Annotated in this window: 15 protein-coding genes and 4 tRNA genes; 3 read left to right on the plus strand and 16 right to left on the minus strand. The window is 69.7% G+C overall.

The features are described 5' to 3' along the window. Positions 1–9: 9 nt before the first annotated feature. The 13 genes from rplA to LXN57_RS30535 all read right to left on the minus strand — a co-directional run bounded on the left by rplA (position 10) and on the right by LXN57_RS30535 (position 8,390). Positions 10–720 carry a 50S ribosomal protein L1 gene (rplA, locus tag LXN57_RS30475; protein WP_251801629.1) on the minus strand — a complete coding sequence of 237 codons (711 nt, stop codon included), beginning with the start codon at positions 718–720 and terminating at the stop codon, positions 10–12. A gap of 69 nt (positions 721–789) precedes the next feature. Next, positions 790–1,548: a transcription termination/antitermination protein NusG gene (gene nusG, locus LXN57_RS30480; protein WP_251801630.1), complete on the minus strand. Its 759-nt coding sequence runs from the start codon at positions 1,546–1,548 to the stop codon at positions 790–792. A 39-nt stretch (positions 1,549–1,587) separates the two neighbouring features. After that, positions 1,588–1,956, minus strand: a complete 369-nt coding sequence (gene secE, locus LXN57_RS30485; protein ID WP_251801631.1) for a preprotein translocase subunit SecE — start codon at positions 1,954–1,956, stop codon at positions 1,588–1,590. A gap of 106 nt (positions 1,957–2,062) precedes the next feature. Next, positions 2,063–2,135: transfer RNA gene (locus LXN57_RS30490), tRNA-Trp, on the minus strand. Between the two features lie 106 nt (positions 2,136–2,241). Beyond that, positions 2,242–2,637 (minus strand): MaoC family dehydratase, encoded by a 396-nt coding sequence (locus tag LXN57_RS30495; protein ID WP_251801632.1) that lies wholly within the window; start codon positions 2,635–2,637, stop codon positions 2,242–2,244. A 1-nt stretch (position 2,638) separates the two neighbouring features. Further along, the gene (locus tag LXN57_RS30500) at positions 2,639–3,085 is read right to left on the minus strand and encodes a MaoC family dehydratase N-terminal domain-containing protein (RefSeq protein ID WP_251801633.1); all 447 of its coding nucleotides are present in this window, start codon (positions 3,083–3,085) and stop codon (positions 2,639–2,641) included. Between the two features lie 84 nt (positions 3,086–3,169). Beyond that, positions 3,170–3,337 (minus strand): 50S ribosomal protein L33, encoded by a 168-nt coding sequence (gene rpmG, locus LXN57_RS30505; RefSeq protein WP_203803251.1) that lies wholly within the window; start codon positions 3,335–3,337, stop codon positions 3,170–3,172. 106 nt (positions 3,338–3,443) lie between these two features. Then, positions 3,444–3,516 (minus strand) — tRNA-Met (locus tag LXN57_RS30510). Positions 3,517–3,563: 47 nt separating this feature from the next. Beyond that, positions 3,564–3,636, minus strand: a tRNA-Thr gene (locus LXN57_RS30515). Positions 3,637–3,730: 94 nt separating this feature from the next. Next, entirely contained in the window at positions 3,731–6,265 is a 2,535-nt protein-coding gene (locus LXN57_RS30520) for a putative bifunctional diguanylate cyclase/phosphodiesterase (protein WP_251801634.1), read from the minus strand. Positions 6,266–6,744: 479 nt separating this feature from the next. After that, the gene (locus tag LXN57_RS30525; protein WP_251801635.1) at positions 6,745–7,551 is read right to left on the minus strand and encodes a sulfurtransferase; all 807 of its coding nucleotides are present in this window, start codon (positions 7,549–7,551) and stop codon (positions 6,745–6,747) included. Between the two features lie 11 nt (positions 7,552–7,562). Further along, positions 7,563–7,865, minus strand: coding sequence for a hypothetical protein (locus tag LXN57_RS30530; protein WP_251801636.1), 303 nt, complete (start codon positions 7,863–7,865; stop codon positions 7,563–7,565). A 30-nt stretch (positions 7,866–7,895) separates the two neighbouring features. Further along, on the minus strand, positions 7,896–8,390 hold the full coding sequence (locus tag LXN57_RS30535; protein WP_221376880.1) for a YajQ family cyclic di-GMP-binding protein: 495 nt from the start codon (positions 8,388–8,390) through the stop codon (positions 7,896–7,898). A gap of 150 nt (positions 8,391–8,540) precedes the next feature. On the opposite strand from LXN57_RS30535, the gene LXN57_RS30540 reads away from it, so the two are divergent. Next, positions 8,541–8,621, plus strand: a tRNA-Tyr gene (locus tag LXN57_RS30540). Positions 8,622–8,712: 91 nt separating this feature from the next. Beyond that, on the plus strand, positions 8,713–9,387 hold the full coding sequence (locus LXN57_RS30545; RefSeq protein ID WP_251801637.1) for a maleylpyruvate isomerase family mycothiol-dependent enzyme: 675 nt from the start codon (positions 8,713–8,715) through the stop codon (positions 9,385–9,387). Between the two features lie 44 nt (positions 9,388–9,431). Here LXN57_RS30545 and LXN57_RS30550 read toward each other — a convergent pair whose 3' ends face one another. The 3 genes from LXN57_RS30550 to LXN57_RS30560 are packed head-to-tail and all read right to left on the minus strand — an operon-like array spanning position 9,432 to position 11,965. Continuing rightward, positions 9,432–10,100 carry an MOSC domain-containing protein gene (locus tag LXN57_RS30550; RefSeq protein ID WP_251801638.1) on the minus strand — a complete coding sequence of 223 codons (669 nt, stop codon included), beginning with the start codon at positions 10,098–10,100 and terminating at the stop codon, positions 9,432–9,434. Continuing rightward, complete coding sequence (locus LXN57_RS30555) at positions 10,097–10,927, minus strand: GNAT family N-acetyltransferase (RefSeq protein WP_251801639.1); 831 nt, start codon at positions 10,925–10,927, stop codon at positions 10,097–10,099. The genes LXN57_RS30550 and LXN57_RS30555 overlap by 4 nt, the downstream gene beginning before the upstream one ends. A 39-nt stretch (positions 10,928–10,966) precedes the next feature. Further along, positions 10,967–11,965, minus strand: coding sequence for an LLM class flavin-dependent oxidoreductase (locus LXN57_RS30560; RefSeq protein WP_251801640.1), 999 nt, complete (start codon positions 11,963–11,965; stop codon positions 10,967–10,969). 42 nt (positions 11,966–12,007) lie between these two features. Here LXN57_RS30560 and LXN57_RS30565 point away from each other — a divergent pair, with 42 nt between their 5' ends. Then, entirely contained in the window at positions 12,008–14,140 is a 2,133-nt protein-coding gene (locus LXN57_RS30565; RefSeq protein ID WP_251801641.1) for an acyltransferase family protein, read from the plus strand. Positions 14,141–14,239: the final 99 nt, after the last annotated feature.

The following is a 14,239-nucleotide window of genomic DNA, read 5'->3' on the forward strand; positions in this document are numbered from 1 at the left end:
GTCGAGGGCTCAGCTCTCGGCGCTGGTGAGGCCCTTGACCACGTTCGGGTCGATCGGCACGCCGGGGCCCATGGTGGTGGTGACGACGACCTTGCGGAGGTACTTGCCCTTGGCCGCGGACGGCTTGGACCGCAGCACCTCGTCGAGCACCGCCGCGTAGTTGTCCACCAGCTGCTCCTCGGAGAACGAGGCCTTGCCGATGATCAGGTGCAGGTTCGAGTGCTTGTCGACGCGGAAGGTGATCTTTCCGCCCTTGATCTCGTTGATGGCCTTGGTGACGTCCATGGTCACCGTGCCCGTCTTCGGGTTGGGCATGAGACCACGCGGGCCGAGGATGCGGGCGATCCGACCGATCTTGGCCATCTGGTCGGGGGTGGCGATCGCGGCGTCGAAGTCGAGCCAGCCGCCCTGGATGCGGGCCACGAGCTCGTCCGTGCCGACCTCGTCGGCACCGGCCGCGACGGCCTCCTCGGCCTTGGCGCCCTGGGCGAAGACGATCACGCGGGCCGTCTTGCCGGTGCCGTGGGGCAGGTTGACCGTGCCGCGGACCATCTGGTCGGCCTTGCGGGGGTCGACGCCCAGACGCATCGCGACCTCGACGGTCGCGTCGAACTTGGTGGGGCTGGCGTCCTTGGCGAGCTTGATCGCGTCGGCCGGCTCGTAGAGCTTGTTCTGGTCGATCTGCTCGGCGCCCTTGCGGTAGCCCTTGCTGCGCTGCATGTTCACTGACTCCTGTGGTAGATGGCGGGCCCCTTGCCGGGACCCTCCCACTGACTGCTGTGTTGCTTGTCAGATCTTGGTGACCTGGTTGAAGTTCAGCTCCACCGGCGTCTCACGGCCGAAGATGGAGACCAGAACCTTCAACTTCTGCTGGTCGGCATTAATTTCACTGATCGAGGCCGGCAGCGAGGCGAACGCGCCGTCGGTGACCGTGACCGAGTCGCCGACCTCGAAGTCGAGGACCTTGATCTCGGGCTTGGCCTTCTTCTCCTCCTGCTCGACGGCGGGAGCGAGCCACTTCAGCACCTCGTCGAGCGAGAGCGGGGCCGGACGGTCGACCCGGTCGGTCGCACCCACGAAGCCGGTCACCCCGGGGGTGTTGCGGACGCAGGAGTACGACTCGGGGCTCAGATCCATCCGGACCAGGATGTAGCCGGGGAAGACCTTGTTGTTGACCTGGAGACGCTTGCCGTTCTTGACCTCGACCTCTTCGCGGGTCGGGACCTCGACCTGGAAGATGAAATCCTCCATGTCGAGGCTGGTGATGCGCGTCTCGAGGTTGGTCTTGACCTTGTTCTCGTAGCCCGCGTAGGAGTGCACCACGTACCAGTCACCGGGGGCGTAGCGCAGCTTCTGCCGCAGCTCCTGCACCGGGTCGAAGTCCTCGTCGGGCTCGGCGGGAGCAGCAGCAGCCTCGGCCTCAACCTCGGGGGCCGCCTCGGGCGTGGTCTCGGGTGCCGCGGCCTCGACCGACTCGTCGGTTTCCGCCGTGGCCACGGACGACTGCTCGTCGACGGCCTGCGCGGTCTCGTCGTCGTACTCAGGCACGCTCGCTCACTTCCAGATCAGTCTTGCTCAGATGCGGGGTCAGCCGCCGAACGCCCAGAGGACGACCTTGCCCAGGCCGAGGTCGAGAAGGCCGACGATGGAGGTCATGACCACCACGAAGACGATCACGATCGTCGTGTAGGTCAGGAGCTCCTTGCGCGTCGGCCAGATGACCTTACGCAGCTCGCTGACGACCTCACGGAAGAACCCACCGATGCGGCCGAAGAAGCCGGTGCGGCGGACCTCGTTCTTGGGCTTCGCCGAACGCTCGGCAACGGCGGTGCCGCCGCGGCCTACCGGCTCGGCGTCATCGTCGGCGGCGTCCTTGTCGTTGTCGACGGCGTCGTCGTCGAACACCTCGTCGTCGGCCGGGTCGCCGGCGTCACCGGGTCGGTTCCTCTCGGCCATGGCGCCCTACTTCCGTCATCGGTGGTGATGGGTCCCCGTCGGCGCTCGGGACCGGGGCGCGGAGGTGGTGACCGCGCACCGGGCGGGCACGTCTAGGAGATTTGCGCAGGGGTGACAGGACTTGAACCTGCAGCCTGCGGTTTTGGAGACCGCTGCTCTGCCAATTGAGCTACACCCCTGTGCGAGGCCGTGAACTCCCCCGAGGCAGCGCGCCTCAGAGGGGTCATTGCCCCACGGCGCACCAGTGTACGGGTTCACACCGGCCTTGCCCAACCCGGGCTGACCCTAGCGCTTGCGGACGGTCGCCTGGGCGAGGGATAGCACCTTCTCGCCGTGACACGTGGCGGTCAGCACCAGCTTGGTCAGGCCCTCGTCGGTGGTCTCTTTCACCGTGGCGGTGACGACCACCTCGGTGCCCTCGTCGGTGTCGGGCACCGGCACCGGGCGGGAGAACCGCACGCTGTATTCCACCACCGCGTCGGCGGCGCCGGCCCAAGCGGTGACGGCCCGGCCGACCAGCGCCATGGTGAACATGCCGTGGGCGATCACGCCGGGCAGCCCGACACCGGTGGCGACGCGGTCGCTCCAGTGGATCGGGTTGAAGTCGCCCGAGGCGCCCGCGTAGCGCACCAGGTCGGCCCGGGTGACCCGGAACGTCTGGGGCTCGAGTGTGTCACCCATGTCAGTGCTCCCCTCGCTGCACGAGCTTGGACCAGACCGTCACGACCGGTTCGCCGGCCACGGTGGTGACCTCGGTGCGGGTGGTCAGGAAGTCGTGCCCGCCGCGCGAGGTGATCTCGTCGACCGAGTTGACGCAGACCAGTTCGTCGCCGGCCACGACCGGGCGCGAGTAGGCGAACCGCTGGTCGCCGTGCACGACGCGGCTGTAGTCGAGGCCGAGTGCCGGGTCCTCGACGATCTGCCGGCTGGCCGCCATCGTGATCACGACGGGGAAGGTCGGCGGGGCCACCACGTCGGCGTAGCCGAGGGCCCGGGCCGCGGCCGGATCGTGATATTCGACGTCGGTGGCGCCGATCGCGCGGGCGAACTCGCGGATCTTCTCGCGGCCGACCTGGTAGGGCTCGGTGGCCGGCCAGCTGCGGCCGATGAAGGACTGGTCGAGGGGCATGAGGTCAACCTACTGGAGCCGGGAACGACTCTGCGCCGCCCCGTCGTGACCGGGCGGCGCAGAGTGAAAGCTTGAAGGGTGTTGTCAGCGGGTCTCGCGGTGCAGCGTGTGACGGCCGTCGCGCGGGCAGAACTTCTTCAGTTCGACGCGGTCGGGGTCGTTACGACGGTTCTTCCGGGTGATGTAGTTCCGCTCCTTGCACTCCGTACAAGCCAGGGTGATCTTCGGACGGACGTCGGTCGCCTTGGCCACGACGGGTTGCCTTCCTGCTAACGGGAAATCTTAACGACGCTCCAGATTACGCCCTGGGAGCGTCGACATGCAAAGTGGGACCCCGGGTGGGATCCCTCGTTACCAGTAGCGGTGGCCGGACTTGAACCGGCGACACAGCGATTATGAGCCGCTTGCTCTGCCATCTGAGCTACACCGCCAGAGCCAGGCTCAAGTCCAGCGCCTGAGGCGGGAACGAACCCGGTAGAGCCCCCTTACGGAATCGAACCGTAGACCTTCTCCTTACCATGGAGACGCTCTGCCGACTGAGCTAAGGGGGCTTGCGCGCGATCTCTCGCTTGTTGCGCAGTCGAAAGCTTACACGGCCCGTTGCCGGGGGTGAAATCGACTCCCCCAAAGCCGTGTCGGGGCAGGTCAGATCACCGCTCGGAGCCTGCGGACCTCGCCCGTCTCGGTGGTGGCCGGCTCGGTCTGGGCGTTGAACCAGGCCTCCAGCCGCTCGTACGGAAGCGGGCGGCTGAACAGGTAGCCCTGGCCGATCTCGCAGCCCATCTCTTCCAGCAGGTCGAGGGTGAGCTCGCTCTCGACGCCCTCGGCGACCACGGTGAGACCGAACTCACGGGCCAGGCTGATCACCGCGCGGACGATCGCCATGTCGCCGGTGTCGGTCGCCATGCCCTGCACGAAGCTGTCGTCGATCTTCACCTCGTGGACCGGCCACTGACGCAGGTAGGACAGCGAGGACGCGCCGGTGCCGAAATCGTCGACGCTGAGCCGCACCCCGAGGTCGCGCAGGCGGTAGAGGGTGGGGAGCACGCGTTCGATGTCGCCGAGCATGCCGGGCTCGGAGATCTCGAAGGTCACCTGGGCCGCGTTCACGCCGTAGTGCTCGAGCTGGGCGCTCACCTTGTCGGGGAAGCGGGAGTCGAGCAGTGTGCGCACCGACAGGTTGACCGCGATCGAGAGCGGGCGTTCCTGGTCGGCCCACTCGCGGCAGCGCCGCAGGCCCTCGGTGAGCACCACCTCGGTCAGGCGGGAGAGCTGGCCGGTGTGCTCGGCGACCGCGATGAAGTCCTCCGGCAGCACCTCGCCCTGGGCCGGGTGCTGCCAGCGGGCCAGGCACTCGACGCCGACCAGGTGGCGGTCGGTCAGCGTGACCTTGGGCTGGAAGTAGACGTCGAGGGCGCCGTTGTCGAGCGCCGTCCGCAGGTCGGCCGCGATGCCCAGCCGGCGCACGGCCCGGGACTCGAGTGCGGGATGGAAGAGCTGCACACCGTACGGAAGGACCTTGGCCGCGTTCGCCGCGAGCTCAGCCCGCTGCAGGAGCGTGTCGGGGTCGGCGCCGTGGTCGGGATAGACCGACACCCCCACCGCCGTGTCGACGTCGAGGGTGAGGGTGCCGACCGTCATCGAGCCCCGCAGCTGTTCGCGCATGTCGGTGGCCAGCTGGACGGTCGCGTCCGTGCTCTCGGCCCGCAGGGTGACCACGAACTCGTCGCCGCCGATGCGGCCGACCAGCGCGCCCGGGCCGGCGATGGCCCGCAGCCGGCCGGCCACCTCGGCCAGTAGTTTGTCGCCGGCGGCGTGGCCCATCGACTCGTTGACGTCGCGCTGGCCGTCGACGTCGAACAGCAGCACCACGACCACTTCGTCCTCGGCCCGCACCTTGACCGACTCGGCGAGCGCGTCGGTGATCCGCCGCCGGTTGGGCAGCGCGGTGAGGCGGTCGTGGTAGGCGTCGTGGCGCAGCCGGTCGACCAGGCGGCCGTTCTCGACCGCCGCCGCGGCGTGGGCGGCGATCGTCTCGAGCACCTGCACGTCGGCGAGCCGGAACGAGCGGGTGTCGCCGAGCCGGTTGACCACCTCGAGCGTGCCGATCGTCGTCTGGCCGGAGCGCAGCGGCACGATCAGGATGTCTTTGATCTTCGCGGTGCGCAGCGGCTTCCGCAGGTCGTGGGTGGCCGCGAAGCTCGGGCCGACGGCCAGCGTGCCACCCTCGGCGAGCGCGCGTTCGCGGATCACGGCCGGGGTGGGCGAGAGGTCGAGCAGGCCCTGGTTCTCAACCCGTGCGGTGAGCAGCAGCTCGGGATGACGGCCCTGCGGGGCGAGCCAGAGAGTCGCGTACTCGGAACGCATGAGGGTTTGTACCCGGCCCAGCAGCACGTCGGGCAGGCCCGAGTCGGCGCCGGCCTCGCGGACCGCCTTGGTGAGCTCGTAGACCTCGGCCAGCGTGCGGTGCTGACGCAGGAACTCGGCGAACGATCGCAGCATCTGGATCAGCGCGGCCACGAGCACGGCCAGCAGCACGGCCGACCACGCGGTGGCCTCGAGGGCGACCAGGAAGATCAGGCCGATGACCATGTTGATGCTGGCGAAGACCAGCGCCGAGACGCCGCCGCGCAGAACATCTTGCCCCGCACGGAAGCCCTGGACCGCGCTCATCACGCCGGCCAGGCTGGAGATGTCGGAGACGGTGTAAACCAGCAGGGCCGCGACGAGGATCAGCCACATGCGCGGGTCGAGCCCGTCGTAATGCGGCAGCCCGGCGATGACCAGCGACGCCAGCGCGATGCCGGCCGAGTTCTTGGCGACGTTGAACCACAGCTTGGACGGCGTGTAGACGGCCGACCGGATCAGCTGGCTGACCAGCGTGGCGATCGCGACGACGCAGATCACCATCGCCGGCGGCAGGTAATAGAGGACGAGGACGAAGGGGACCTCGACCATGACGACGCTGTAGGTGCTGCGCCGGATGACGACGTTGAAGACACCGACGTAAACCAGGCAGACACCGACCAGGGCCAGCAAGCCGGCTTTCCAGTCGTCGAACCACGTGCGGTCAGTGACCCAGAAGCCGGCGAAGCAGGAGAGCGTGAAAATGGCCAGCGGGCCGGTGATGAGCCATGCGTACTGCGCGGAGCGCGGCCGCACTCGTGGACGCTCGGCCATCACGCTCCTCGTCGGTCGGTTTCGCCGTCGACCTGCCGGTCAGCGGGAGGAAACCCCTAGTCCCAATCGAGACCGAGGCTGCTGGACTGCGCAGGACCCGAATGGTTGGTATGAGCGGCGGCCATGCTGTCACCCTCGGACGCGCTCGCCGAGACGGCAGAGACACCACCGAAAACGACGGCAAGCACAAAAACCAAGCCGGCGAAGCGGCCTAGCTTCCTTGCGGACATGTTGACTCCTGCGTTGTTTACGCGCTCCGGGGGGTCACATGATGGTGCCACACGCCTTGTGCGACTGGCAGTGTCCATCGGCGGGTCGAAACCGCGCATTCCGAAATCCTGACCGAACGGTTGAGTTCGCACCCCCACGCCCGAGCGGAAAATTGACGCCTTTATGCCCGAAATAATGTGAGAAGTGAGGTCAATTCACATGACGTCGAGCGTCTCAGCGATCTTCTCTCCGCTACAACGCGCGATGCGTCACGAAGTGGCGGCGGGCAGATCAGTGGCGCTGTACTGCGACCACGAGCCCGGATAGAGGCGGCCCGGAGCGAACCCGGCGCGCTCCAGGGCCAGCAGGTTGTGGCAGGCGGTGACGCCCGAGCCGCAATAGGAGACGACATCGGCGCCGTCGGTCACACCGGCCGCCTCGAACCGCTCGCACAACAGCTCGGCGGGCAGGAAGCGGCCGGTGGCGTCGACGTTCCCGCGGCACGGGACGTTGCGGGCGCCGGGAATGTGGCCGGCCCGCGGGTCGATCGGCTCGGACTCGCCCCGGAAACGCTCGGGCTGGCGCGCGTCGAGCACCACGGAACCGCCGGAGGTCGCATCGGTCAGGCCGGCCAGGCGCTCGGCGGGCCACGGCCGAGCGGTGAAAACAGCCGGGGCACGCTGCGGCGCGCCGGTCTCGCGTTCTTCCCCGTACGCGTCCAGGCCGCCGTCCAGCAGGGCAGCCGGCCGCCCGAGGGCGCGCAGCATCCAGACCAGGCGTGCGGCCATCACCCCGCCGGCGTCGTCATAGGCGATCACGGTCGCGTCGTCGCCCACGCCGAGCGCGGACATCCGCTCGGCGAAGCGCACCGGATCGGGCAACGGGTGCCGGCCGTCAGCGGCAGTGGGCGCCGCGGCGAGGTCCTCGTCCAGGTCGACGAAGACCGCCTCCGGCAGGTGGCCCGCGACGTACGTGTCCCGGCCCTTCCGCCCGTCGAGGTAGGCGCGGACGTCCGCGAGAATCACCCGGTCGTGGTGGGTCCGGACCCATTCGGCGTCGACGACCGGCTCGATCACTCGCGGAACTCCTATCTGTTGACCGGCCGGCGGCGGCCCCGCGGCCGGAACCGGACGAGCGCCACACCGGCCATGACGATCGCCAGCACGGTGATCGTGACGGCGACGATGCCCTGGTTGATGCCCGTGGCGATCACCACGAGACCCAGGGCCACGCCGAAGAGGAAGTGGTAGAAACCGGCGTCCCGTACCGAGCGGAAGGCCCGCGCGGTCGGCTCCGGCGCCCGGCCGGTCACCAGGATGACCAGTCCGTACAGCGCCAGCACGGCCCCGGCCACCCCACCCGCCAGCATGGTCCAGCTACTGGTGCTCATCGCCCCAGTCTGTGCCTCCGGCGGTGCTCGTCAGCGGTAATTCGTGAACTGGAGGGCGACTCCGAAGTCCTCGGCCTTGAGCAGGGCGATCACGGCCTGGAGGTCGTCGCGCTTCTTGCCGGTGACGCGCAGCTGATCGCCCTGGATCTGGGCCTGCACGCCCTTGGGCCCCTCGTCGCGGATCTTCTTGCTGATCGCCTTGGCCTTGTCGGTCTCGATGCCCTCGATGACCTTGCAGTCGATCTTGTAGGTCTTGCCGGACTGCCGTGGCTCCCCCGCGTCCAGGGCCTTCAGCGAGATGTTCCGCTTGACCAGCTTCTCCTTGAAGACGTCGAGCGCGGCGGTGGCCCGCTCCTCGGTCTCGGAGGTGATGGTGACCCCGTTGTCGCCCGACTTGGCGACGGTGGTGCCGGTGCCCCGGAAGTCGAACCGGGTGCCGAGCTCCTTTTCCGCCTGATGGAAGGCGTTGTCCACTTCCTGCTGGTCGACCTTGCTCACGATGTCGAAGGACGGGCTCGCTGCCATGATCAGAACTCCTGCGATGCTGGCTCTCGTCGATGGGGCGTCAGGCCACTGAAACGGCTCCGACATGCCGACCGTACCCGGTTGCAAAACCGGTCGGCGGTACGGTTAAGCTGTTCTCCGCTGCCACGGGAGACCGTGGTCGCGTGCCCAGGCGGGTTGCCCGAGCGGCCAATGGGAGCGGACTGTAAATCCGTCGCGAAAGCTACAGAGGTTCGAATCCTCTACCCGCCACAGGCAGTCAGAACGGCCCCGAGAGTCGCGGAAACGCGCTCCGGGGCCGTTCTCGTTGTGATCGGGAGCCCGCACGCGAGATCCTCGAGGCATGGCCCTTGACCATCTGGCGCTCCTCCAGGACGAGCTTGCCGCCTTTCAGGATTGTCTGACCGGCGACCTTTCCACACCCGTCGAGCACTGTGGCGACTGGACACTGCACGACCTGGTCGTCCACCTGGGTCAGGAGAACCTGTGGGCGGCCGCCGCAGTTCGTGAGCGCCGGGGCGATTACGTGGCGGAGCCGCCACCGGCGAACGTCGTGTCATGGTTCGCCGAGACGGCCCACACGCTCACCGCCACGCTCGCTGCGGACCCCGCAACCGAGGCTTGGACGTTCTTCCCGCCGCGCACGGTCGGCTTCTGGCGACGCCGCCGCTGCCTCGAGACGCTCGTGCACCGCTGGGACGCCGAGCAGGCCCTCAACCGACCGGGCACGCTGAATCCCGAGTTGAGCGGCGACGGTATCGCTGAGGTGGTCGACGGTTTCGTACCGAGACAGATCCGGCTCGGCCGGATGAGTCAGTTCCGGGCCGCGGTCCGGCTGACCGCCACCGATCTGCGAGCGTGCTGGTTGCTCGGGCACGGCGACCCGGTCGCCGAGCTGTCCGGAACCGCCGCGGAACTACTGCTGATGCTCTGGGGCCGACAGCCCGTCCCGTGGGACAGCCTGTCCGGCGATGAGGCGGCCGCTCGCGACGTGCTGCGCGGCCCACTCGTGCCCTGATCAGCTGCCGGACAACGTGCGAGCCGCCTATCCCAGACCCTCGTTCATCGGCGGGAGAGGCGGTGTTCCAGCTCCTCGCGCAGGCCGGTGGGGAGGGCTTCGGCCTCCAGGATGCGGGCCAGGTCTTCGGAGCGGTGCATGTAGATGTCGAAGGCCTCGGAGACGCCGATGCTGCGGGCCGGGCGGTGGACGACCTCGATCGGGTCACCGACCTGCAGCGGGCCGGGGGTCAGCACTCGCAGGTAGGCGCCGGTGCGGGCGGCCTCGGCGAAGCGCTTCAGCCACTTCTTCTCGCCCATCTTGGCCTGGAACGTCATGCACGGGACGCGACCGAACGTGGGCTGGAGTTCCAAGGTGTCGCCGATGCGCCAGATCTCGCCGATCCGGGTGGCGTTGAGGTCAAGGCCCTCGGTGGTGAGGTTCTCGCCGAACCAGCCGTTGGCCAGCGGGCGGCCCAGCACGGCTTCCCACCAGTCGTAGTCCTCGCGGGAGTAGGCGTACACGGCCTGGTCGTCGCCGCCGTGGTGCTTGACGTCGCCGATGGGGTCGCCGACCACGCCGCTGTGCAGGCCGGTGGTCTTGGGGCCGGGGGCGCGCACGTCGACCGCGTGCTCGACCGGGAGCTTGTCGATGCCGGTGTTGCCGCCGAAACGCTTGGCCGGGTTGGGCCGGGCCACGCCGACGTTCACCGAGAGCACCTTGCCGTCTGTCATGCCGTGAACTCCACGATCACTCGGTCCTCGACCGGGCGGAAGCCCAGCCGCTGATACAAAGCATTACTGGTCGGGTTGGCCAGGTCTGTGTTGAGCACCACGCTTTCGGCGCCGGATCCGAGGGCGGCCTGGGTCGCGGCGATGGTGACCGCGCCGGCGTAGCCGCGGCCGCGCTGCACGGGCGGCGTGTAGACGGCCTGGATCCGGACCGTGTCGACCGCGGGCTGGGACCGGATCGCCATCGACACGGGGCTCCGGCCGTCGTCCCAGAGCAAGATCCCGCCGTACGCGAGAAAGCGGTCCGGATCGTCCGAGCGGCGCTCCCCGATCTCGTCGTGGAAGGCCCGCAGCCAGCCCCGCAGCAGCTCACGGTCGTCCGGGCCGGCGTAGCGGGCACTTCCCGGCGGCGGCGTGGGCGGCAGCACGAGCGTGGCCAGGCGGTAGAGGCGGGTGCGCCGGACCACGTGGGCGCGCACCCGGGCCCGGCTGCGCCAGCCCGCCGAGAACCCGTCGACCGCGCTGGCGGGCAGGTTGGCGCCGGGCAGCGGGCGGCCGGACAGCGCGAGCACGGCTGCGGGCACGGCCGGGGTCGGCAGCTCGCTGAAGATCACCGGGTAGGGCGGGGTCTGCATCAACACTCCGGCGACCTGACCGGCGGGCGTGCTCCACCAGCCGAAGATCGGGGCTTCCGGGCCGTACGAACGCAGGTCGTGCCGCAGCGCCTCGACCATCGTGAGCAGATTCGTGTGCTCGATCGGGCGGGCGCGCAGGAAGCGGCCCGCGGTGGCGTGGAAGGTCTCGACATCCTCGGTCAGTTGCCATGCCATAGCGCGATCATGTCGTCGCTTTGCGTCAGGCGCGACCCCTTAAAGGCCCCACACCTTGGCTATGCGGGCGAGGGACTCCTGACGGGTGGCCGGGTCGTGGACCGTGCCGGCGAGCATCAGTTCCTGCACGCCGGTGCGCGCGACCAGCGCGTCGAGGTCGGCGACCACCTCTTCCGCGGTACCCGCGTACTGGGTGCCGGGGAAGGTCTCGTCGACGCCCATCGCGGCTGCCTGTTCCGGCGAGACGATGGGGCCCAGACGGCCCGTACGCAGGCTCTGGAGCATCACCCGGCTCGGCCCGGCCAGATAGTGGGCCTCCGCCGTGGTCTCGGCCGCGATCACCGAGGCGCTGACCATCGCGTGGGGCTGCGGGAAGCGCGGCGACGGCTGGAACCCGGCCCGGTAGAGCTGGAGAGCGGCGGCCACGTCGGTGCCGGTCGCGAAGTGATACGCGTAACAGAAGGGCAGGCCCAGGGCGGCCGCGACCTGAGCCCCGTACGTGGAGGAACCGAGCATCCAGACCTCGGGGTAGCTCTCGGCCACCGGGGTGGGGCGTAGCCGGGCGGCCGCCCCGACGTCGATCCGGTCGTCGCCGAGGAGCGCGAGCACCGTCCGCAGGTGGTCGGGGAACTGCTCGACGGTCAGATAGGGCGAGACCCCGCGCAGCGCGGCCGCCGTCGCCTGGTCGGTGCCGGGAGCGCGCCCGATGCCCAGATCGATGCGCCCGGGATGCAGCGCCTCGAGCAACGCGAACTGCTCGGCGACCACGAAAGGCATGTGGTTGGGCAGCATCACGCCACCCGATCCCACCCGAATCGTTGCAGTTTGTGCCGCCACCGATGCCATCAAAACGGGCGGCGCGGTCGAGGCGACCGCCGGCATGTTGTGGTGCTCGGCGACCCAGAAGCGCTGGTAGCCGAGCTCGTCGGCGGTGCGTGCGATGTCGATCGTGCCGCGCAGCGCATCGGCACTGGAGTGCCCCTCGCGGACCGTGGCCAGGTCGAGAACGGACAGGGGGACACGGTCGGGCGGCGTCACGACTCGACCCTAGCGCGCAGCTCGCCAGCACAGACGGAGACCATGAGCTACTCAGTCCACACCACCATCGTCGGCCAGCGCCGGCCGTCCCCGGGCCTCGACGGCAAGGGAGCCGCCGCGCGTCCCGCCGAGGGACCGCACATCGGCTTCCGGCCGGACATCGAGGGACTGCGGGCCATCGCGGTGATCCTGGTGGTGCTCAGCCACGCCGGGGTCGACTGGTTCGCCGGCGGGTACGTCGGGGTGGACGTCTTCTTCGTGATCTCGGGCTTCCTGATCACCACGCTGCTGGTCAAGGAGCTGGACCGGACGGGAACGGTCTCGTTGCGGGCCTTCTACGCGCGGCGGGCGATCCGGCTGCTGCCGGTCTCGACCGTGGTGCTGGTGACGACGGTCGTGGGGGCCTGGTTCTGGCTGCCGGCCACCCGGTTCGCGTCGATCTCGAGCGATGCCCTGTTCAGCACCTTCTACGGGATCAACTGGCGGCTCGCGTACGAGGGCACCGACTATCTCAACGCGACCGCGGCGCCCTCGCCGTTGCAGCACCTGTGGTCGCTCGCGGTCGAGGAGCAGTTCTATCTGGTCTGGCCGCTTCTGCTGCTGGCCTTCTGGGCCCGCCGCCGCGTGCTGGTCGCGCTGAGCGTCCTGGTCGTGGTGTCGCTGGCGATCAGCGTGCAGCAGACCGTGACCGCCGCGCCGTGGGCCTACTTCGGATCGCACACGCGCGCTTGGGAACTGGGCATCGGCGCGCTCGTGGCCATCGCCGGGGGCTTTCTGCGGCGTACGCCCAAGGGCGTGGCCGCCCTGCTCACGTGGGGCGGCTTACTGGCTGTGGTCGCGGCCGCCGTCACCTTCGACAAGTCGACGCCGTTCCCCGGCTACGCCGCCCTGCTGCCCGTCCTCGGCACCGCCGCGGTGATCGCCGGCGGCGCCTCCGGCGGCGGCTGGGGTGCGGGCCGCGTGATCGGGACCGGCCCGTTCCGGTTCGTCGGCAAGCTTTCGTACGGCTGGTACCTGTGGCACTGGCCGGTGCTGATGATCTGGCCGCTCGCCCTCGGGCGTGACCCGGGCGTCAAGTCCAACCTGGCCTTCGCCGCGGCCGCGCTCGGGCTGGCCTGGATCACCTACCACCTGGTCGAGAACCCGGTCCGGACGCGGCCGTGGCTGCGCCGCCGGGCCCGGCGGGGAGTGGCCCTGGGGCTGGCCCTGTCGGCCTCGACCGCCGTGCTCGCGCTGATCGCCGGCCAGTTCATCCCGGCCCTGCCGACCGGGCCCGCCGCGCCCGACGTACGGGCCGAGCTGGCCACCGCGTCCGAGCCGCAAGCCCGCCTCACCCAGCTGATCACCGCCTCGCTCGGCCGCACCCGGCTGCCGCGGAACCTCACGCCCCGGCTCGCCGACGCGCTGAGCCAGAGTCCGCGGATCTATTCGGACCAGTGCCACTCGAACTACACCCAGGCGCGGCCGAACCGGCCCTGCGTCTACGGCGACCCCGACGGCGCCCGGACGATGTACCTGATCGGCGACTCGCACGCCGCCCACTGGTTCCCGGCCGTCGAGGCGGCCGCCCGCAACCAAGGCTGGCGGCTGGTGGCGCTGACCAAGGCTGCCTGTCAGCTGCCCCAGGTGCTGACCTGGAACGAAGTGCTCAAGCGGCCCTACACCGAGTGCGTGACCTGGCGGAACCAGGTGGCGCAGCGGATCGTGCGGGACAAGCCCGACCTGATCGTGATGGCCTCCAACGACCTCGACAACGGCGGCCTGATCGGCCCCGGCGGCCGGACCGTGGCCCGCCCGGCCGACCCGCTCTGGGTGCGCGGCTGGCAGCAGACCTGGCACCTGTTCAGCGGCACGCCGATGGTGCTGCTGCAGGACACGCCGCTGCCGAAGGGCAACGCCCCCGAGTGCGCGGCGGTGAACGCGCGCCGGCTCGCGAGGTGCGCCCGCCCGATCGCGCGGGCGATCAGCGAGCGGCCCCGGCGCGACCTGGTCGCGGACGCCGCGCGCGCCTCGGGCCTGCGGGTGATCGACCCGACGCCGTGGCTGTGCGGCCAGGGCAAGTGCCCGGTCATCGTGGGCAACACGCTGGTCTACAAGGACAACAGCCACCTGACCGTCGCCTACGCCCAGGCGATCGCCCCGGTGGTCGAGCGGGCGATCTTCCCCCGCCGCTAGCGGCGCTGCTGGGCGCGGATGACCTGGACGCCGACGGTCACCGAGGCCAGGGCGGCGCCGGGCACGGCCAGCCACACCGGCCACGGGTAGATGTCGGTC

The organism is Paractinoplanes hotanensis, assembly GCF_023717965.1.
Taxonomy (GTDB): domain Bacteria; phylum Actinomycetota; class Actinomycetes; order Mycobacteriales; family Micromonosporaceae; genus Actinoplanes; species Actinoplanes polyasparticus.